This is a genomic window from Pseudooceanicola aestuarii, assembly GCF_010614805.1.
Taxonomy (GTDB): domain Bacteria; phylum Pseudomonadota; class Alphaproteobacteria; order Rhodobacterales; family Rhodobacteraceae; genus Pseudooceanicola; species Pseudooceanicola aestuarii.
Genome location: NZ_JAAFZC010000001.1, coordinates 1,377,200 through 1,395,342 on the forward strand (window position 1 = coordinate 1,377,200; position 18,143 = coordinate 1,395,342).

Annotated in this window: 16 protein-coding genes; 6 read left to right on the forward strand and 10 right to left on the reverse strand. The window is 67.4% G+C overall.

The genetic code is table 11. The features are described from left to right. Positions 1-48: 48 nt before the first annotated feature. Positions 49-702, reverse strand: coding sequence for a peroxiredoxin (locus tag G5A46_RS06445; protein WP_163848391.1), 654 nt, complete (start codon positions 700-702; stop codon positions 49-51). A 172-nt stretch (positions 703-874) separates the two neighbouring features. Here G5A46_RS06445 and G5A46_RS06450 point away from each other — a divergent pair, with 172 nt between their 5' ends. Together G5A46_RS06450 and G5A46_RS06455 are read left to right on the forward strand one after the other, a co-directional pair. Beyond that, positions 875-2,320 carry an aldehyde dehydrogenase family protein gene (locus G5A46_RS06450; protein WP_163848393.1) on the forward strand — a complete coding sequence of 482 codons (1,446 nt, stop codon included), beginning with the start codon at positions 875-877 and terminating at the stop codon, positions 2,318-2,320. Positions 2,321-2,585: 265 nt separating this feature from the next. Further along, positions 2,586-3,239 (forward strand): hypothetical protein, encoded by a 654-nt coding sequence (locus G5A46_RS06455; RefSeq protein WP_163848395.1) that lies wholly within the window; start codon positions 2,586-2,588, stop codon positions 3,237-3,239. A gap of 242 nt (positions 3,240-3,481) precedes the next feature. On the opposite strand, the gene pnp is transcribed toward G5A46_RS06455, so the two are convergent. From pnp to rbfA, 8 genes are all read right to left on the reverse strand, one after another. Next, complete coding sequence (pnp, locus tag G5A46_RS06460; RefSeq protein ID WP_163848397.1) at positions 3,482-5,614, reverse strand: polyribonucleotide nucleotidyltransferase; 2,133 nt, start codon at positions 5,612-5,614, stop codon at positions 3,482-3,484. Between the two features lie 220 nt (positions 5,615-5,834). Beyond that, positions 5,835-6,563, reverse strand: a complete 729-nt coding sequence (locus G5A46_RS06465) for a sterol desaturase family protein (RefSeq protein WP_163848399.1) — start codon at positions 6,561-6,563, stop codon at positions 5,835-5,837. Between the two features lie 172 nt (positions 6,564-6,735). After that, complete coding sequence (rpsO, locus tag G5A46_RS06470; protein WP_163848401.1) at positions 6,736-7,005, reverse strand: 30S ribosomal protein S15; 270 nt, start codon at positions 7,003-7,005, stop codon at positions 6,736-6,738. Between the two features lie 589 nt (positions 7,006-7,594). After that, complete coding sequence (locus tag G5A46_RS06475) at positions 7,595-8,941, reverse strand: calcium-binding protein (protein ID WP_163848403.1); 1,347 nt, start codon at positions 8,939-8,941, stop codon at positions 7,595-7,597. Between the two features lie 74 nt (positions 8,942-9,015). After that, positions 9,016-9,561: a DUF1643 domain-containing protein gene (locus G5A46_RS06480; RefSeq protein WP_420821361.1), complete on the reverse strand. Its 546-nt coding sequence runs from the start codon at positions 9,559-9,561 to the stop codon at positions 9,016-9,018. Between the two features lie 16 nt (positions 9,562-9,577). After that, entirely contained in the window at positions 9,578-10,483 is a 906-nt protein-coding gene (gene truB / locus G5A46_RS06485) for a tRNA pseudouridine(55) synthase TruB (protein ID WP_163848407.1), read from the reverse strand. Between the two features lie 72 nt (positions 10,484-10,555). Then, complete coding sequence (locus G5A46_RS06490; protein ID WP_163848409.1) at positions 10,556-11,335, reverse strand: phosphodiester glycosidase family protein; 780 nt, start codon at positions 11,333-11,335, stop codon at positions 10,556-10,558. Next, complete coding sequence (gene rbfA / locus G5A46_RS06495; RefSeq protein WP_163848411.1) at positions 11,332-11,748, reverse strand: 30S ribosome-binding factor RbfA; 417 nt, start codon at positions 11,746-11,748, stop codon at positions 11,332-11,334. Before rbfA ends, G5A46_RS06490 begins: the two co-directional genes overlap by 4 nt. 117 nt (positions 11,749-11,865) lie before the next feature. On the opposite strand from rbfA, the gene dapB reads away from it, so the two are divergent. Beyond that, positions 11,866-12,675: a 4-hydroxy-tetrahydrodipicolinate reductase gene (dapB, locus tag G5A46_RS06500; RefSeq protein ID WP_163848413.1), complete on the forward strand. Its 810-nt coding sequence runs from the start codon at positions 11,866-11,868 to the stop codon at positions 12,673-12,675. Between the two features lie 248 nt (positions 12,676-12,923). On the opposite strand, the gene G5A46_RS06505 is transcribed toward dapB, so the two are convergent. After that, positions 12,924-13,121 (reverse strand): DUF1674 domain-containing protein, encoded by a 198-nt coding sequence (locus G5A46_RS06505; RefSeq protein WP_163848415.1) that lies wholly within the window; start codon positions 13,119-13,121, stop codon positions 12,924-12,926. Between the two features lie 65 nt (positions 13,122-13,186). Between G5A46_RS06505 and G5A46_RS06510 the strand changes: the two genes are divergently transcribed. The 3 genes from G5A46_RS06510 to purH all read left to right on the forward strand — a co-directional run bounded on the left by G5A46_RS06510 (position 13,187) and on the right by purH (position 18,140). Then, positions 13,187-14,554 carry an RsmB/NOP family class I SAM-dependent RNA methyltransferase gene (locus G5A46_RS06510; protein ID WP_163848417.1) on the forward strand — a complete coding sequence of 456 codons (1,368 nt, stop codon included), beginning with the start codon at positions 13,187-13,189 and terminating at the stop codon, positions 14,552-14,554. 129 nt (positions 14,555-14,683) lie between these two features. Beyond that, the gene (locus G5A46_RS06515; RefSeq protein WP_163848419.1) at positions 14,684-16,429 is read left to right on the forward strand and encodes a heparinase II/III family protein; all 1,746 of its coding nucleotides are present in this window, start codon (positions 14,684-14,686) and stop codon (positions 16,427-16,429) included. A 94-nt stretch (positions 16,430-16,523) separates the two neighbouring features. Next, a complete protein-coding gene (gene purH, locus G5A46_RS06520) occupies positions 16,524-18,140 on the forward strand; it encodes a bifunctional phosphoribosylaminoimidazolecarboxamide formyltransferase/IMP cyclohydrolase (protein ID WP_163849908.1) in 1,617 nt (538 codons plus the stop codon). Positions 18,141-18,143: the final 3 nt, after the last annotated feature.

The following is an 18,143-nucleotide window of genomic DNA, read 5'->3' on the forward strand; positions in this document are numbered from 1 at the left end:
GGGGGCGGAGCGCCGGAAAATGCGGCGCCCCGCAAACCTGATCCCCGGTCAGGCGGGGGATTTGGCGAACCGCAGGTAGGGCAGTTTCTTGTCCAGCGTGCCGTATTTCTCTTCCGCTGCCGCATCATCAAGAGAAGTGGCGACGATCACGTCTTGCCCGACTTCCCAGTTGGCCGGGGCGGCGATGGGCTGCTGGTAGGTCGTCTGCAACGCGTCCAGGGCGCGAAGAACCTCGCCGAAATTGCGGCCCACTGTCATGGGATAGGTCATCGACAGCTTCAGCTGCTTGTCCGGCCCGATGATGAAGACAGAGCGCACGGTGGCGCTGTCCGCCGGGGTGCGACCGTCGGGCAGGTAGGCCTCGGCCGGAAGCATGTCGAACATCTTGGAGACGTCCAGCCCCTCGTCGGCGATGATCGGAAAGCCCGCGCTGGCGCCGGCAAAGCTTTCGATGTCACCCTTCCATTTGCGGTGATCCTCGGCCCCGTCCACGGAGATGCCGATCACCTTGGTGCCGCGTTTCGCCCATTCGTCGGACAGCTGCGCAACAGCGCCGAATTCGGTTGTGCAGACGGGGGTGAAATCCTTGGGATGGCTGAACAGGATGGCCCAGCTGTCGCCGATCCAGTCGTGAAAGCCGATGCTGCCCTGATCCGTTTCCGCGGTGAAATCGGGAACCGTGTCGTTGATGCGCAGTGCCATGTGATCCTCCATCTGGTTCAATGCGTCGCCCTATAGGTAAGGGCTGCGCGGTGCCTTTGCACCCCCTCTCTTGCAGTCCCTGAATGGCGGTGCCAAGGTGACGGCGACACCGTGGGAGGGGCATCCGCATTGCGGAAACCGGCCTCTGGACCTGCGAAACCGGGAGGATCCTATGATCGAGAAACGCCAGTTCTACATCAACGGGGAATGGGTCGATCCCGCTACCCCCAACGACCACAACGTCATCGACCCCTCGACCGAGGAACCCTGCGCGGTGATCTCGCTGGGCTCTGCCGCCGACGTGGATCGCGCGGTCGCTGCGGCGCGGGCAGCCTTCCCCGCCTGGATGAAGCGGGACCCCGCCGAACGGATCGCCATCGTCGAGACGTTCCTCGATCTCTACAAGGCTCGTCAGGAAGACATGGCCAAGGCGATCTCGATGGAGATGGGCGCGCCGATCGACATGGCGATGGCGCAGCAATGGGGCGCAGGGTTCTCCCACACCAAGAATTTCATCCGCGCGGCCAAGGAATTCCAGTTCGTGCGCCCGTTGGGCGATCACGCGCCGAACGACCGCATCGTCTACGAGGCTTACGGCGTCTGCGCGATGATCACGCCATGGAACTGGCCGATGAACCAGGTCACGCTGAAGGTGGTCGCCGGTCTGATCGCGGGCTGCACGATGATCCTGAAACCTTCAGAGGAATCGCCGCTGAACGCCATTGTCTTTGCCGAGCTGATGCACGAGGCGGGTGTGCCTGCCGGTGTCTTCAACCTGGTGAACGGCGATGGCATGGGCGTCGGCACGGCCCTGACCGGGCACGAGGACGTGGATATGGTGTCCTTTACCGGGTCCACCCGCGCCGGTCGGGCGATTTCGGCCAATGCGGCGCAGACCCTGAAGAAAGTGCACCTTGAGCTGGGCGGCAAGGGCGCCAACGTGATCTTTGCCGATGCCGACGACAAGGCGGTGAAGCGCGGCGTCATGCACATGATGAACAATTCCGGCCAATCCTGCAACGCGCCCTCGCGTATGCTGGTCCAGCGGGAGATCTACGACCGCGCGGTGGAAGAAGCCGCCGCCGCCGCCGAGAAGGTGGCCGTGGGGCCGGCCGGAGAATCTGGCCGCCACATCGGTCCGGTGGTGAACGAGGTGCAGTTCAACAAGATCCAGGATCTGATCCAGAAGGGCATCGACGAGGGCGCCCGGCTGGTGGCTGGCGGCACCGGCCGTCCCGACGGGATGAACCGGGGATATTACGTCAAACCCACGGTCTTTGCCGATGCCAACAACCAGATGACCATTGCCCGCGAGGAGATCTTTGGCCCCGTGCTGACGATGATCCCCTTCGAAACCGAGGAAGAGGCGATCGAGATCGCCAATGACACGCCCTACGGCCTGACGAACTACGTCCAGACCCAGGATGCCGCGCGGGCCAATCGCATGGCCCTGTCGCTGCGGTCGGGCATGGTGGAGATGAACGGCCAGCCGCGCGGCGCCGGGGCGCCCTTTGGCGGCATGAAGGCTTCGGGCATCGGGCGCGAGGGCGGCATCTGGGGGCTGGAGGACTTCATGGAGGTCAAAGCCGTTTCCGGCTGGGATGCCAAGACGGGCTGACCCCGCCGCAGCCGCTGCTGCCGCGGTCCGCCAGACCAACGCGCCGGAACAGCCAGGCCAACTGGGCTGGCCCGGCGCCGAGCGGTCCAATCGAACCCTCTTCAGGGCCGCCTCGCCATCGCGGGGCGGCCCCGTTCATGGGCGGGTTTCCGCACTTTCGTATCGCGAAATTACTTTGTGCCGGGGGCACGGCGGTATAAGACTGGGGCGTCCGGGCCATCGCGTCTTCGCGAACGGACCATACCGGATATTGGAGTGGGACAGAATGAACATCGCTGCACGGCGCCCGATCAGCGCCCGCTTGTCCATTGTGCTGGCTGTCTGCCTGCTGACAGAGGCATTGATCCTGCTTGTCCTGGGGTGGGGGGCCTCCATCGCGGCCATCGTGCCCCATGCGCCTGTCTGGCCGGTGCCGGTCCCCAGTTCCGCACTGGCCTTCGCATTGGTCGCACTGGCGCAGCTGGGCCTGTGGTCGCGCAGCTTCACCCTGCGCGGTTACGTGGCGCCGATGGTGGTGCTGATCGCGTCGCTGGCCGGGTTGAACCTGGTGGACCGCCTGGTCTTTGCCGGGGTGGATTTCGACGTGACTGTGGGCTGGGCCGAATTCGGGCGCCATTTCATGGCTTCGTCCGAGGCGACGGGCCACCTGTTGCTGTGCCTTGTTCTGCTGCGGGTGCTGGCCTGCGGCGGGGTGCCGATGCTGGCGGTCTACCTGTCTGTGGCGGCGCTGTCCGCCGCGGCGGCGATCCTGTGTCTGCGCATGACCGGATCGGTGCTGCTGTCCGATATCGCCAGCTTGCGCGGCATGTCGGCGATGACGGCGGCGATGTTCCTCCAAGCCTTCCTGGCTGTTCTGCTGATGCCGGACGAGGACGTCCAGGCCTTTGGCACCGACGAGGACACGATCACCGAAAACTGAGCGCGCCGCGATTGTCATTCCCGGTTTCCGGCTTTGGCCCTTGGCAGTTGACCGCCGGCACTCATTCCCGAAGTGCCTGCCTGTCCGGCATGGGCATTTCCCCCCGATCTGACCCGATCTGACCGAATGGTCCCGGGCCGCAGGACATCCGCCTGCCCCTGCCCATCCCGCCCGGCGCACCCGCCTGACATGAAAAAGGGGCCCGCAGGCCCCTTTTCCCGATATCGCCAGAGCGGGAGGGATCACTCCTCTGCCGCGTCTTTCGTCATCTCTTCGCCGGAGTCCTGGTCGACCATCTTCATGGACAGGCGCACCTTGCCCCGATCGTCAAAGCCCAGCAGCTTGACCCAGACTTCCTGACCTTCCTTCAGCACATCCGAGGGATGGTTCAGGCGGCGGTTCTCGATCTGGGAGACGTGCACCAGCCCGTCCCGCTTGCCGAAGAAGTTCACGAAGGCGCCGAAATCGACGATCTTCACGACCTTGCCCTTGTAGATCTTGCCCTCTTCCGGCTCGGCCACGATCGAATGGATCATGTCATAGGCGCGTTGGATCGCATCACCATCGGCCGATGCGATCTTGATGATCCCATCGTCGTTGATGTCGACCTTGGCGCCGGAGGTTTCCACGATCTCGCGAATGACCTTGCCGCCGGACCCGATGACTTCACGGATCTTGTCGGTCGGGATCTGCATCGTCTCGATGCGCGGGGCATGAACGGAGAAGGACGCAGCGCCGGAGAGCGCCTTGTTCATCTCACCCAGGATGTGCATCCGGCCGTCCTTGGCCTGGGCCAGGGCTTTCTCCATGATCTCGGGGGTGATGCCCGCGACCTTGATGTCCATCTGAAGGGAGGTGATCCCGTTTTCCGTCCCGGCGACCTTGAAGTCCATGTCGCCCAGGTGGTCTTCGTCGCCCAGGATGTCGGTCAGGATGGCGTATTCGCCGTCCTCTTCCAGGATCAGGCCCATCGCCACACCGGCCACGGCCGATTTCAGCGGCACGCCCGCATCCATCATCGACAGCGATCCGCCGCAGACAGACGCCATGGAGGAAGAGCCATTGGATTCCGTGATCTCCGACACCACGCGCAGCGTATAGGGGAAATCCGTCGCGGCGGGCAGCACGGCCTGAAGCGCGCGCCAGGCCAGTTTGCCGTGACCGATTTCGCGACGACCCGGAGGGCCAACGCGGCCAGCTTCGCCCACCGAATACGGGGGGAAGTTGTAATGCAGAAGGAAGTTCGACTTGTAGGTGCCGTTCAGCGCGTCGATCATCTGTTCGTCATCGCCGGTGCCCAGCGTGGTGACGACCAGCCCCTGGGTTTCCCCGCGGGTGAACAGCGCCGACCCGTGGGTCCGCGGCAACAGGCCGGTTTCGGCGACGATCGGGCGCACCTCGTCGGTGCGGCGCCCGTCGATGCGACGGCCATTCTTGACGACATCGCCACGCAGGACGCCGGATTCCAGCTTCTTCAGGGCAGAGCCGAGGTTGGCGTCTTCCAGCTGATCTTCGGTCAGCGCGTCCTTGATGTCCGCCTTGGCGGCGGCAACAGCGGCGGTGCGTTCCTGCTTGTCCGTGATGGCATAGGCGCTGCGCATCTTGTCTTCGCCAGCGGCTTTCACTGCGGCGTAGAGATCGGCGTAATCCGGCGGGGAGAAGTCGAACGGCTCTTTCGCGGCGTCTTCGGCCAGATCGATGATCAGGTCGACAACCGGCTGGATCTGCTCGTGCGCGAAGGTCACGGCGCCCAGCATTTCGGCCTCGGTCAGCTCGTAAGCTTCGGATTCGACCATCATCACGGCATCGCGTGTCCCCGCGACAACCAGGTCAAGACGCTGCTCGGGATTGTCCCGCAGCTTGTGCATATCCTCGACCTCGGGGTTGAGGATGTATTCGCCATCCACATACCCCACGCGGCAGCCGGCAATCGGCCCCATGAAAGGCGCGCCGGAAATGGTCAGCGCGGCAGAGGCCGCGATCATCGCCACGATATCGGGGTCATTGACCAGATCGTGGGACAGCACGGTGCACATCACCAGAACTTCGTTCTTGAAGCCGGGGACGAACAGCGGGCGGATCGGACGGTCGATCAGGCGTGCGGTCAGCGTTTCCTTTTCGGTCGGCCGCGCCTCACGCTTGAAGAAGCCGCCGGGCACCTTGCCTGCGGCGTAGTATTTTTCCTGGTAATGAACCGTCAGCGGAAAGAAGTCCTGCCCCGGCTTCGGTGCCTTGGCGTAGGTCACGTTGGCCATGACCGAGGTTTCGCCCAGGGTGGCGATGACAGAGCCATCGGCCTGGCGGGCAACCTTGCCCGTTTCCAGTGTCAGCGTTTCTTCGCCCCACTGCATGGATTTCGTCGTTACATTGAACATCTATCGTATCCTAAAGGGAGCACTCCCGGCCCCTGCCGGGTCTCCCGATTGCATGGCGGCCCCATTGCCGCCGCCCCCAATCCTCTTGCACAACGCCGGGGGCCGCCGCGTTACGTCTCAGATGCGCGGGCCATACAGCAAAAGCAGGTGTTTGGGAACAGGCAACTGGTCACGATGGCGCGGGGCGGGGTCTCGGTGCGAGGGGCGGGGCGAGGGGCGGTCAGACCACCGGGCCGTCACCGGGTCGGCGCGGATCACGGGGCAGCCCCCAGGCCTTGCGCGCGGTGACAAGGCGCAGATCCTCGGGGTCCATGCCCAGGGATCGGATCGTATTGCGGTCGAATTGCGCGCGGGCGCGCGCGGGATCAAGGGCGGTGCCAAACAACCTGTCGATCCAGCCCATTCCGAAGGAAACATGGAAGGTCGCATCGTGGTCCTGCAAATGATGCGCCAGGTGGCTGCGTGTCAGGCGCCGCCCGAACCAGCCCTTGGGCACGTTCAGATGGGCCAGCGTGTGGCAATATTCGTAGAAGGCGAACGCCAGGGCAGAGCCGAGGAACAACGCCACGAACGCCAGCTTCGCCGCCTCTGCCAAACCGACCAGCGGCCAGAGCGGCAGCAGGTGCAGCACCAGGGAGACCGCGGCGACGCGCACCGGAAACCAATGGTCGTCGCCGGTGAAGAACTCGGGGTTCGTGGGAAATTCGTGATGCCCGATATGGCTGCGGTAAAGCGCATTGAACGTCGGCTGATCGACGGGGGGTTCGCGATGATAGACAAAACGGTGAAAGATGTATTCCAGGACGAATTGCGCCACGATGCCATAGGCGATTGCCAGCGGTACGGCCCAGGACCAGCCCAGGATCGCCACCAACAGCGCGACCAGTGTCAGCGGCGCCAACCGTTGCAGGCTGCCCATGTGGGCGATGATGCGCAGGGCGTGAAACATGGCCTCTCCTCCTCCTGCAGCATGGCTGCGGGAAGGGCGGGCCGTCAATGGTGATGGGGCGGAGAATACCCGGAAGGGCGCGCGGCAGGGGACGGTATCGGCGCTTCGGCTGGCCCCAAACGCAGAACGCCCGCCGAAGGGGCGGGCGTTCGAACATCGGGGCGTGGCGCGATCAGCGGCGCAGGCCCAGGCGTTTGATCAGATCCTGGTAGCGGGACACGTCCTTGGCTTTCAGGTAGTCCAGAAGCTTCCGGCGCTGAGCGACCAGCTTCAGAAGGCCACGGCGACCGTGGTTGTCCTTCTTGTGGGTCTTGAAATGCTCGGTCAGGGTAGAGATGCGGGAGGTGAGGATCGCGACCTGGACTTCGGGCGAACCGGTGTCGCCTTCCTTGGTCCCGTATTCCTTCATCACGCGTTGTTTTTCTTCGACGGTAATCGACATCGGGGTCTCCTTCGAGTTGGTGTTTCGGGCACAAGCCGGGATGTCGTCCAGCAGGGTCCATGGAGGGTCCGGCGCCAGATGGCGCGCGGATTGGCGGGATGTAAGGGATCGACGCCCAAAAGAAAAGGCGATTCGCGCCGTCGGGCGCTGTCGGGGCCGCCCTTGGCGGTCGGGTCGGCGCGCCGGAGGGCGCCCATCGGAGCGTTGACGCCCCGCACCGGTGTCGTCATGCGGCGCGTAGGGCAGAGGACAACAGCCGCCTGGGCGGGCAAGGATGGCCCCGCGCCGGAGGGCGCGCACAGCGCCAACCGGGCAGGCGGAGGCAAGTCCCGGCGCCCGCCGGCCCCGGCAGGTGCGGTTGCGGCACCGTCGCTGTCCGGGGGGAGGCAGGTCATCGCGATGCCATGTCGGATATTGCGGGCGGTGATCCGGCATTGGATGTTGCAGGCCCTGCGATCGCTTGGGGTAACGTGTCGGGTATCGGGCGTTGCGGGCCATGCCCGGCGCCCGTCGTTTTCAGCATCGTCCCAGGGGACCGCACCGCTGCGTGTTAGAGCATCCCACCCGCCCTTGAGCGGTGCCGGGGGGATCACGCCGCGAACCCGGCCTCCGCCGCTGCGGTTTCGGGGACAAGGGCGATGGCGTCTGGATCTATGCCCAGCCCCTGCACGATGGCCGCCAGATCGCCATCGGCAAAGATGCGGGTCAACTGGGCCGTCGCATCGGGCGACACTTCGATCAGCGGGGCCTCCAGTCCGGAGTAGAGCAGCACTAGTCGATCCTGGCCGGGGTCGAAATCCATCACCTCCAGTGCGCCGGGGGCGGAAATCATGCCCAGCAACGTATCCGCACCGGCGCCCAGGCTGACGATATCGCCACCATCGGCGCGGATCACATCCGCCCCGCCGCCGCCATTCAGGTGATCGATTTCCGGCGTCAGAGATAACCCGTCCAGCACATCCGCCCCGGCGCCACCGAACAGGGTGTCATTGCCGGCGTCGCCTGCCATGCGATCGTCGTGCCAGCCGCCGTGCAGTGCATCATCGCCACTACCGCCCAACAGGGTATCGGCCCCGGCCCCGCCATGCAGGCCGTCGGCCCCTGCCTGACCGGAGAGCAGATCATTGCCCAGCATGCCCGACAGGAAATCGCCGCCCGCCCCCCCGCGCAGCGCGTCGTCGGCATCGCCGCCCGACAGGGTATCTGCCCCGGTGCCGCCCGCCAGCATGTCATTGCCCGCGCCGCCGTGCAGCAGGTCGGCCCCGGCGCCGCCGGACAGGAGATCCGCGCCGTCGTAGCCATGCATCTGGTCCTGCATCGCGGTGCCGGCCAGGGTATCGCCCCCTTCCGTTCCCGTTGCGACGATCCCCGGCGGCGGCGCGTTGTTGATCTGCGCCAGCAGGGCGGAGGTGACGGCATCCAGGTCGTCCTCCTCGGTGATCAGGGTGCCGTGGGCGGACTGCGCCTGCAACGGGGCTTGCACTCCTGATAGCGACGCGGCTTGCGCTTCTGACCGGGCTTGTGGTTGCGACTGGGTTTCCGGCGCAGAGCCGGCCTGGTCCGGCGGGGGGATGTCCTGGCCCGGTGGGGCTGGGGCGGGCTCCTGCGCCGTGGCGGCTAAGTCCGAGGCTTCGGACGCCTTGGTCGCAAGGGTGGCGCTATCCTCTGCCAGCCAATCGCGGGGATCCTCCGTCGCCCCGGCCGCCCCTGGCGGGTCGCGCCTGTCATCGGGCGTGGTATCGGCGCCGCCCGGTTTGCTGTCGGCAGCCGGGTCATCGGGGATCAGGCTGGCAAGCAGGTCACCATGGCTGGCCAGGTCGGGCGGCGGATCCTCGGTGGCAATGTCGTGATCGCCCTCATCCTCCGCCTCGTCGGCGATCAGAATGGAGGACGCGCCCACCATCAGCATACCCATCAACCCGGCCAGAAGAAACATCAACCCACCCCTCGCAAACACTCCTGTTCTGGCTTGTCGGGGGCCAACGGGTCAAAGCCTATCGGTCACGTTGGTTAACCCGTGGTTGCCACCGCCGGCGGGACATTCCAGACAACCGGCTGCTGGGCATAGGCGATATAGAGCGGATGGCGCGGGTGCCCGGCCTTGGACAGGCCCAGGCAGTGCAACGGGCGCCCGGCCCGGCACAACAGCCGTGTCACCGCCGGTCCCCGGTCGCGGTGGGCGCCATGCACGCCCCAGCCGCACAGCAGCATGTCATCCGGCCCGCGCAGCCAGTCGCGGGCACTGCTGCGCAGCACGGCATCATTCTGCGGCCCCTCGGGGTCGGCGGCGCGGCGCAGGGCACGGGGATCGGTCTCCCGCCAGGCAAAGATGTTGCTGACGCGGAACGCCCCGAACCCCAGCGCGCGGGCGCGGCGCTCGCAGCGTTCGACCGTGGGATCATTTGCCACTTCTGTCGCCTTGGAGGGGTTCAGCATGACATAAAGAAGTCGCGGCCCCTCCCCCCATTCCCGCGTCAACGCATAGCGATAGCGGCCGCAAGGAGAATAGAGCGCCTCGGACGTCATGCCCGCGTGATTGTGCTGGCGTCGGACCAGACCGGTCATTGCGAAATCAGAGGTTGAAGACCCGGCCGGGGTGTAGCTCTCCGGCCTTGAAGATGCCGACGGCGACCGGCGCACCATCGTATTCGGCCCAGCATTCGTCGCCATATTCGACGTCTTGGCCCATGACCATGCCGGGGTTGCCGTGGCGCAGGCGGTTGGCGCCCTCGGCGGTGGTGGTGACGCGGGGCAGCTCGGCCAGCCCGGTTTCCAACGGCAGCAGATGCGCATCCAGACCCTCGGTACCGGCCATCTCCTCCACCTGCTGCATGGACAGTCCATCGGACGCCTCGAACGGGCCCGACCAGACCCGGCGCAGCTGGCGCACATGTCCGTGGCAGCCCAGGGCGGCGCCCAGGTCACGCGCGATGGCGCGGACATAACCGCCCTTGCCGCAGACCAGTTCCAGCACGACGTGATCCGGGTCGGGACGGTCCAGCAGCACCAGGCTTTCCACCCAGAGCGGACGGGCGGCGATCTCGACCTCTTCGCCGTCGCGGGCCAGCTTGTAGGCGCGCTGGCCGTCGATCTTCACGGCGGAATATTTCGGTGGCACCTGCATGATGTCCCCGACAAAGGGGTTCAGCGCCTCCTTGATCGCCGCCTCGTCGGGGCGCAGATCGCTTTCGGCGATCACCTCGCCTTCGGCGTCATCGGTGTTGGTGGCCTGTCCCAACCGCACGGTGAATTCATAGGCCTTCAGCGCGTCGGTCACGTAGGGCACGGTCTTCGTCGCCTCGCCCAAGGCGACGGCCAGGACGCCGGTCGCCTCCGGGTCGAGGGTGCCGGCATGGCCCGCCTTCTTCGCCTGCATGGCCCAGCGGACCTTGTTCACCACGGCGTTCGACGTCAGCCCCGCCGGCTTGTCGATCACCAGCCAGCCCGAGATATCGCGACCCTTGCGTTTGCGTGCCATGCGGCCCTCCGTTCAACAAGCCCCGGCGGTTAGCCAAAGCGGCCCGGCCCGTCAATGCCCGCAGGCCCGTGATCAGGGCGTCGCGGGGGCCACCACGCCCACCACGGGCCCCATCCGACGGCCCAGATCGGACCGCCCGATCCCCGGCGCATGCAGCCGGGAGACATTGCCATCCAGATACAGCGCCTGGTTCAGGCCCAGCCGGTCACGGAAAAAGCTGGCGAAATCGTGGAACGTCACGGCGTTGCGGGAGATGACGAAGACGACGCGGTCGCCGGTGTCACTGGTGCCGACCCCGTTGCGGATATAGCGCGACGTGCTGTCGGGCATGAACCGGGGGTGCAATTTACCGTCGATCACCAGCATGGGACCGGATTGCGTGGCGTCGCGACATTCGGGGCGGTCGCCGGTATCATAGCGCATCGTCTCGATCACATGCGCCGTCGTGTCGGTCAGGCACAGCAGGCCATTGGGCAGCAGGCCGAAATTGCCCGGCCCGGCATTGGTGATCAGGCGCATCTCCTCCCGGCCGTTCTGGCGATAATAGCCGACGGGGGCGCGGTCCTCGTGATACATCCCGGCGTTCATCGCAAAGGCCAGATGCTTGCCCTGCGCCGCCAATGCCGTCTCGATCGCGGAGAACTCGCCGTAGGGCGCGCCGGCGTCGTCATAGAGAAACAGCCGCAGGTCGTCGCGGGCGGGATCGACTTCGCAGACGGTATAGCGGTTGTCGGCATGGGCGATTTCAGAACAGGCGACCGGGCCTTCGGTGGCACCGGCGGCCATCCCGGCCGAAGCGGCAGGCCAGGCGGCAAGGGCCAGCAGGGCAGACAGGCGGCCCAGCCCTCTCATTCCGCGTCCTCCTCCGCGTCGCCCTCCAGGTCGCGCTGGACATCGTCCTGCGAGAACAGGCGCCGGGTTTCGTCCAGCCGGTCGAAAGTCTCGTCGAGGCGGAACCGCAGGTCGGGGGTGAACTTCAGCGCCATCTGCTTGCCGATCTGGCGGCGCAGCTCGCCCTTGTTGCGGGCCAGCAGGGCGATCAGCTCGTCGCCGCCAGTGCCGCCCAGGGGAACGACATAGGCGGTGGCGATCTTCAGGTCCGGGCTGGTGCGGACCTCGCCGACGGTGATGGAAAACCGGTTCAGGTCGGGGTCGTGAATGTCGCCCCGCGCCAGAACCTGCGACAGCGCCCGGCGAATCGTCTCGCCAACGCGCAGCTGCCGCTGAGAGGGGCCGGACCCCTCGCTGAACCTGTTCCTGCTCATGTATCGCGCCTTCTGATCATGTCCCGCATCTAGTCTCCGCAGCCCCGTTTGCCAAGCAGGCTTTGCCAAGACGGCGCCATGACGCTAAGCAGACCCGCGCAGAAAAGGGAGCCTGAGATGAGCGACAAACCGGGGATCGTGGTGACGGGCGCATCGGGACGCATGGGCCAGATGCTGATCCGTGCCGTGACCGAGGCCGATACCGTGCAGCTGGCCGGTGTCGTGGAACGGCCTGGCCACGACTGGATCGGATGCGACATCGGGCAGGCCATGGGCGGCGCGGCGCTGGGGGTCACGGTGACCGACGATCCGGCGCAGGCGCTGGCCGGGGCGCAGGCGGTGATCGACTTCACCGCCCCCGCCGCAACGGTGGCGCTGGCCGATCTGGCCGCGCAGGCGGGCGTGGTGCATGTGATCGGCACCACAGGGCTGGCGCAAGCCGATCTGGACCGCATCGCAACGGCTGCCCGGCGCACTGTCATCATCCGCGCCGGCAACATGAGCCTGGGGGTCAACCTGCTGACCCAGCTGACAAGACGCGTCGCCGCCGCGCTGGACGAGGATTTTGACATCGAGGTGGTGGAATATCACCACAACCGCAAGGTCGACGCCCCTTCCGGTACCGCGCTGATGCTGGGCGAGGCGGCCGCCGACGGGCGCGGCGTCGATCTGGACGCGGTCGCCGACCGGGGCCGCGACGGTATCACCGGGGCGCGCGAACCTGGACATATCGGCTTTGCCGCAGTGCGTGCGGGCGGGATCGTGGGGGAACACGACGTGATCTTCGCCTCGGAAAGCGAACGCATCGTCCTGCGCCACGTCGCCGAAGACCGCACAGTCTTTGCCAAGGGCGCGCTGAAGGCCGCGCTTTGGGGGCAGGGGCGCGCGCCGGGCGACTACGACATGCTGGACGTGCTCGGCCTCTGAGCGCGGGTCGGTTCTGCCGGTCTGATGACGTCCGAAAGGGCGCCCGCGCCGGCGCCCCCCCCTTCGGGCCGAAATACCGCAGGGGTGAATTGAGCGCGGCGCGCTCAAGAGGGGGCAGAGCCCCCTGCTCGGTCACAAACCGGCATAAGGTCCGGGGCAGGGGCTGGACGGATCAAGCCGCGCCCCCTGCCTGCCGGGATCCGGGCATGGCGCCCGGGGCGGATGCGCCGTCCCCTGTCGACCCCGGTTCAGAAATCGACCGCGATGCCCTTCTTCTCCCAATCGCCAAAGCGGATGGGTTCGGGCCCGTCGCGGCCACCCAGCTCGGGGGCAAGGGCCTCCATCTCGGCATCCGCCTTGCGGCGCCGCTCCGCGGCCTCGGCCAGCGCGCGTTGCGCGGCAGGAGGCAGTGTCGGGTCGATCTGGTCGTCGGTGGTGTGGGTCATGGGCAGTGTTCCCTTGGGCCTGTGCTTGATATATGCCCCTGCGGTGCCGCCGCAAGGAGTTCCCGATGTCAGAGCGCCGTCCCCCGCGCAAGCAAGCGTCCCGCAAGCCCGATCCCCGCAAACCCGCCGGGGCCGGGGCGCCGCCGCGCGCGCCGCGTATCCTGTCTGCCCGCGAGGGCGCGCTGCGCCTTCTCGCCGGTGTGCTGGGAGAGGAGGCGCGCGTGCTGACCGACCAGCGCGAAGCCCCCTGGATGCGCGCCATGACCCCCGAGGACCGCGCCCGCGCCCTGCGCCTGGCCGCCGGGGTGTTGCGGTTCCTGCCCAATTGCGACGCTGTACTGTCGCCCTTCCTGCGCCACCCGCCGGATCTGCCGATCCGCAACGTGCTGCGGCTGGGCACGTTTGAGCTGTGTACCGGGGCGGCGGCCCACGGGGTTGTCAACGAATCGGTGCGCCTGGCCGAACGGCAGCCGCGCGGGGCCCATGCCAAGGGGATGGTGAATGCCGTATTGCGCCGCGTCTCCGAACAGGGGCCGGCGCGCTGGCCCAACCTCTCCGCGCCGGCGCTGCCCGACTGGCTGCGCCTGCCCCTGGCAGAGGCCTGGGGCGAGGCCCGCGTCACCGCGTTCGAGGCCGCCCATGCCGCCGGTGCCCCGCTGGACCTGACCGCGGCAACGGCCGATCCCGCCGCGCTGGCCGATCTGGCGACGCGGCTGGGGGCCAGTCTCTTGCCCACCGGCAGCCTGCGGCTGGCCGAGGGGGGGCAGGTCTCGGCCCTTCCGGGATTCGAGACGGGCGAATGGTGGGTACAGGACGCCGCCGCCGCCATCGCCGCCCGTGCCCTTGCCCCCCGCTCGGGGGAGGCGGTGCTGGATCTTTGCGCCGCGCCTGGGGGCAAGACGCTGCAACTGGCCGCCGCCGGAACGCAGGTCACGGCGGTCGATGTCTCCGACCGGCGGCTGAACCGGCTGCGGGACAATCTGCGCCGCACCGGGTTGGACGCGCAGGTGATCGCTGGCGATGCGCTGGACCAGGAGGGACAGTTCGATGCTGTCCTGCTGGACGCGCCCTGTTCCGCCACTGGCACGATCCGGCGCCACCCCGATCTGCCCCATGCCCGCGACGGGGCGGAGATCGGCGATCTGATCGCCCTTCAGGCACGCATGCTCGCCCATGCCATGACGCTGGTCAAACCCGGCGGGCGGCTGGTCTATTGCACCTGTTCCCTGATCCCCGACGAGGGCGAATGCCAGGTAGAGGAAGCGCTGGGCGCCCATCCCGGCTGGCGCGCCGATCCGCGGGCGTTGACCGATCTGCCGGGGATCGACGCCACCTGGACCACCGAAGAGGGCGGCCTGCGCCTGACCCCCGACCTGTGGTCCGAGATCGGTGGCATGGATGGATTCTACATCGCCTGCCTGCGCCGCGACTGACCGCGCGGCGCCTCGGGCCGGGGCGCGACATCACAGGCAATGCGCGCAGGGCAACAAGGGCCATGACTTCGTTCGTCCGTTTGGGTAGAGTAGGCCCAGACGCCGCAAGAGCGTGAGAGGCAGGCCCCCATGTCCCATTCCGAGCCACTGGCCACGCGCCGCGCCCGGTTCCTGAATCGTTTTCACGCTTGGCTTTCCACCCGAGGCCGGCCTGCGACGGGCTTTACCTCTCAGCCGGAGCCGCGCACCGTGGGCAGCTATGCCCGCGGGCGGCAATTGCTGGCGGGGAACTTCCTGTTCGCCGGCACGCTGGTCAGCGCCCCCGACACGACGATCTGGGATCTTGACGCGCCGGATCGGGATTTCCTGGCGGAACTGCATGGCTTTGCCTGGCTGGACGACCTGGCCGCCGTGGGCGATGGCCGCACCCGGCGGGTGGCGCAGGATTGGCTGGCCGCCTGGGTCGCCCGCTATGGCCGGGGGCGCGGGCCGGGCTGGGTGCCGGACCTGGCGGGGCGGCGGTTGATCCGCTGGATCAACCATGCGCTGTTCCTGCTGCGCGGGCAGGACCGGGCGGCGTCGGATGCGTTCTACGTCAGCCTGGGGCGGCAGACGATCTTCCTGTCGCGCCGGTGGAAGGGGGCCACTCCCGGATTGCCGCGATTCGAGGCGCTGACCGGGCTGATCTACGCCGGATTGGCGCTTCAGGGGATGGAGGAACATGTCGATCCCGCCCTGGCCGCGCTGGAGCGCGAATGCGCCGCGCAGGTGGACGGGCAGGGCGGTCTGCCCACCCGCAACCCCGAGGAGCTGCTGGAAGTCTTCACCCTGTTGACCTGGGCCGCCGCCGCGCTGTCCGAGGTGGATCGCGACCCCGGCCCCGAACACATGGCCGCCATTCGCCGCATTGCCCCCACCCTGCGCACCCTGCGCCATGCCGACGGATCGCTGGCGCGGTTCCACGGCGGCGGGCGTGGGCTGGAAGGGCGGCTGGACCATGCCCTTGCGGCCAGCGGCATCACCCATTCGCAACCAGACGGGCTGTCCATGGGCTATGCCCGGCTGGGTGCGGGACGTACCAGCGTCATCGTCGATGCCAGCCCCCCGCCCGAAGGCCGCGCCAGCGCCAATGCCCATGCCAGCACGCTGGCGTTCGAACTGACCTCGGGTCGGCGTCCGATGATCGTGAACTGCGGGTCGGGCGTCAGCTTTGGCCGCGAATGGCGCCGCGCCGGGCGGGCCACGCCCAGCCATTCGACCCTGTGCCTTGAGGGGTTTTCGTCGGGTCGGCTGGGCCGGACTGAAGGCAACGGCGCCATCGAATACCTGTCTGACGCACCGAAGAAGGTGCCGATCCGCATGAGCCACGCCAGCGACGGCGTGCGGTTTCAGGGCGGGCATGACGGCTATTCCTCGGCCTATGGGCTGACCCATGCGCGCACCCTGGAGCTGACCTTTGACGGGCGCGGCATGGCGGGCGAGGACATGCTGCTGGCGCTGGACGACAACGACAAGCGGATCTTTGACCGGCGCATGGACCGGGTGCACATGCAGGGGCTGGCCTTTGCTCTGCGCTTCCACCTGCACCCGGAGGTGGAGGCCCATGTCGACCTGGGCGGCACCGCGATTTCGCTGGCTCTGAAAAGCGGCGAATTGTGGGTGTTCCGCCATGACGGCAAGTTCGAGATGTCGCTGGAACCCTCGGTCTACCTGGAACGCAACCGGCTGAAGCCGCGCGCCAGCCGCCAGATCGTCCTTTCGGGGAAGGTGATGGAATATGCCTCGCGCATCCGCTGGTCTTTCGCCAAGGCACAGGATACTCCCATCTCCATCCGGGATCTGAAGCGTGACGACGACTTCCCGACGGCGGGGTGACCCCGCCCGGACCGTTCCGCGCCGCGACCCCGGTGGCCTCCATTGCGGCGGCCCCCTGACCGATGTGATGCAACAACCCTGGATTTCCGACCCGATGCCCGACCAGACGACTGCCGCCACCGCCCCCGGATTGTCCCCGCTTCGCCGCGCCCTGATCTCCGTCTCGGACAAGACCGGGTTGGTCGAACTGGCCCGCGCCCTGACGGACAGGGGGGTGGAGCTGCTGTCCACCGGCGGTAGCGCCGCGACGCTGCGCGACGCCGGGCTGGCGGTGCGCGACGTCGCCGATGTCACCGACTTTCCCGAGATGATGGATGGCCGGGTCAAGACCCTGCACCCGGCCGTGCACGGCGGGCTGCTGGCGCTGCGCGACAACGCGGCGCATGTCCAGGCGATGACCGATCACGGGATCGCGCCGATCGATCTGCTGGTGGTGAACCTCTACCCGTTCGAGGAAACGGTGGCCAAGGGCGCCGATTACGGCACCTGCATCGAGAATATCGATATCGGCGGCCCGGCGATGATCCGGGCGGCGTCCAAGAACCACGCCTTTGTCAACGTGGTCACCGACGTGCAGGATTACGACGCCCTGCTGGCCGAGCTGGAGGCCCATGACGGTCAGACCACCTATGCCTTCCGCCAGCGGCTGGCGCTGACCGCCTATTCCCGCACGGCGGCCTATGATTCGGCGGTGTCCGCCTGGATGGCCGGGGCCATCGGCGAGCCGACACCGCGCCGCCGCAGCTTTGCCGGGGCGCTGGCGCAGACCCTGCGTTACGGCGAGAACCCGCATCAGGCGGCGGCCTTCTATACCGACGGCTCCGCCCGGCCCGGCGTGGCCACCGCCCGCCAGGTGCAGGGCAAGGAACTGAGCTACAACAACATCAACGACACCGACGCCGCTTTTGAGCTGGTCAGCGAGTTCCGCGCCGAGGACGGCCCCGCCTGCGCCATCATCAAGCACGCCAACCCCAGCGGCGTGGCACGGGGCGAGACGCTGAAACAGGCCTATGGCCGCGCCTTCGATTGCGATCGCACCTCGGCCTTTGGCGGGATCATCGCGCTGAACCAGCCGCTGGACGCCGCCACCGCCGAAGAGATCGCCGGCATCTTCACCGAGGTGATCATCGCCCCCGGCGCCGATGAGGCCGCGCGGGAGATCCTGGCGAAGAAGAAGAACCTGCGCCTGTTGCTGACCGACGGGCTGGCCGATCCGGCTGCCGCCGGGCTGGCGATCCGTCAGGTTTCGGGCGGGATGCTGGTGCAGGACCGCGACAATGGCCGGGTGCTGCCCGCTGACCTGAAGGTCGTGACGAAGCGCGCCCCGACCGAGGCAGAGCTGGCCGACATGCGCTTTGCCTGGACGGTGGCGAAACATGTGAAGTCCAACGCCATCGTCTATGTTCGCGATGGCGCGACCGTCGGCGTGGGCGCCGGGCAGATGAGCCGCGTGGACAGTTCGACCATCGCGGCGCTGAAGGCGCGGCGCATGGCAGAGGAATGCGGCCTGCCCGAGACACCGGCCAAGGGGTCCGTGGTGGCATCCGACGCGTTCTTCCCCTTTGCGGACGGTCTGCTGGCTGCGGCAGAGGCCGGCGCCACGGCTGTGATCCAGCCCGGCGGGTCGATGCGCGACGACGAGGTGATCGCGGCGGCGGACGAGGCCGGTCTGGCCATGGTCCTGACCGGCATGCGCCACTTCCGGCACTGAGAG

Coding starts and splice junctions, on each gene's coding strand:
- G5A46_RS06445 (WP_163848391.1), bottom strand. CDS start 702: ATGGCACTGCGCATCAACGACACGGTTCCCGATTTCACCGCGGAAACG.
- G5A46_RS06450 (WP_163848393.1), top strand. CDS start 875: ATGATCGAGAAACGCCAGTTCTACATCAACGGGGAATGGGTCGATCCC.
- G5A46_RS06455 (WP_163848395.1), top strand. CDS start 2,586: ATGAACATCGCTGCACGGCGCCCGATCAGCGCCCGCTTGTCCATTGTG.
- pnp (WP_163848397.1), bottom strand. CDS start 5,614: ATGTTCAATGTAACGACGAAATCCATGCAGTGGGGCGAAGAAACGCTG.
- G5A46_RS06465 (WP_163848399.1), bottom strand. CDS start 6,563: ATGTTTCACGCCCTGCGCATCATCGCCCACATGGGCAGCCTGCAACGG.
- rpsO (WP_163848401.1), bottom strand. CDS start 7,005: ATGTCGATTACCGTCGAAGAAAAACAACGCGTGATGAAGGAATACGGG.
- G5A46_RS06475 (WP_163848403.1), bottom strand. CDS start 8,941: ATGTTTCTTCTGGCCGGGTTGATGGGTATGCTGATGGTGGGCGCGTCC.
- truB (WP_163848407.1), bottom strand. CDS start 10,483: ATGGCACGCAAACGCAAGGGTCGCGATATCTCGGGCTGGCTGGTGATC.
- G5A46_RS06490 (WP_163848409.1), bottom strand. CDS start 11,335: ATGAGAGGGCTGGGCCGCCTGTCTGCCCTGCTGGCCCTTGCCGCCTGG.
- rbfA (WP_163848411.1), bottom strand. CDS start 11,748: ATGAGCAGGAACAGGTTCAGCGAGGGGTCCGGCCCCTCTCAGCGGCAG.
- dapB (WP_163848413.1), top strand. CDS start 11,866: ATGAGCGACAAACCGGGGATCGTGGTGACGGGCGCATCGGGACGCATG.
- G5A46_RS06505 (WP_163848415.1), bottom strand. CDS start 13,121: ATGACCCACACCACCGACGACCAGATCGACCCGACACTGCCTCCTGCC.
- G5A46_RS06510 (WP_163848417.1), top strand. CDS start 13,187: ATGTCAGAGCGCCGTCCCCCGCGCAAGCAAGCGTCCCGCAAGCCCGAT.
- G5A46_RS06515 (WP_163848419.1), top strand. CDS start 14,684: ATGTCCCATTCCGAGCCACTGGCCACGCGCCGCGCCCGGTTCCTGAAT.
- purH (WP_163849908.1), top strand. CDS start 16,524: ATGCCCGACCAGACGACTGCCGCCACCGCCCCCGGATTGTCCCCGCTT.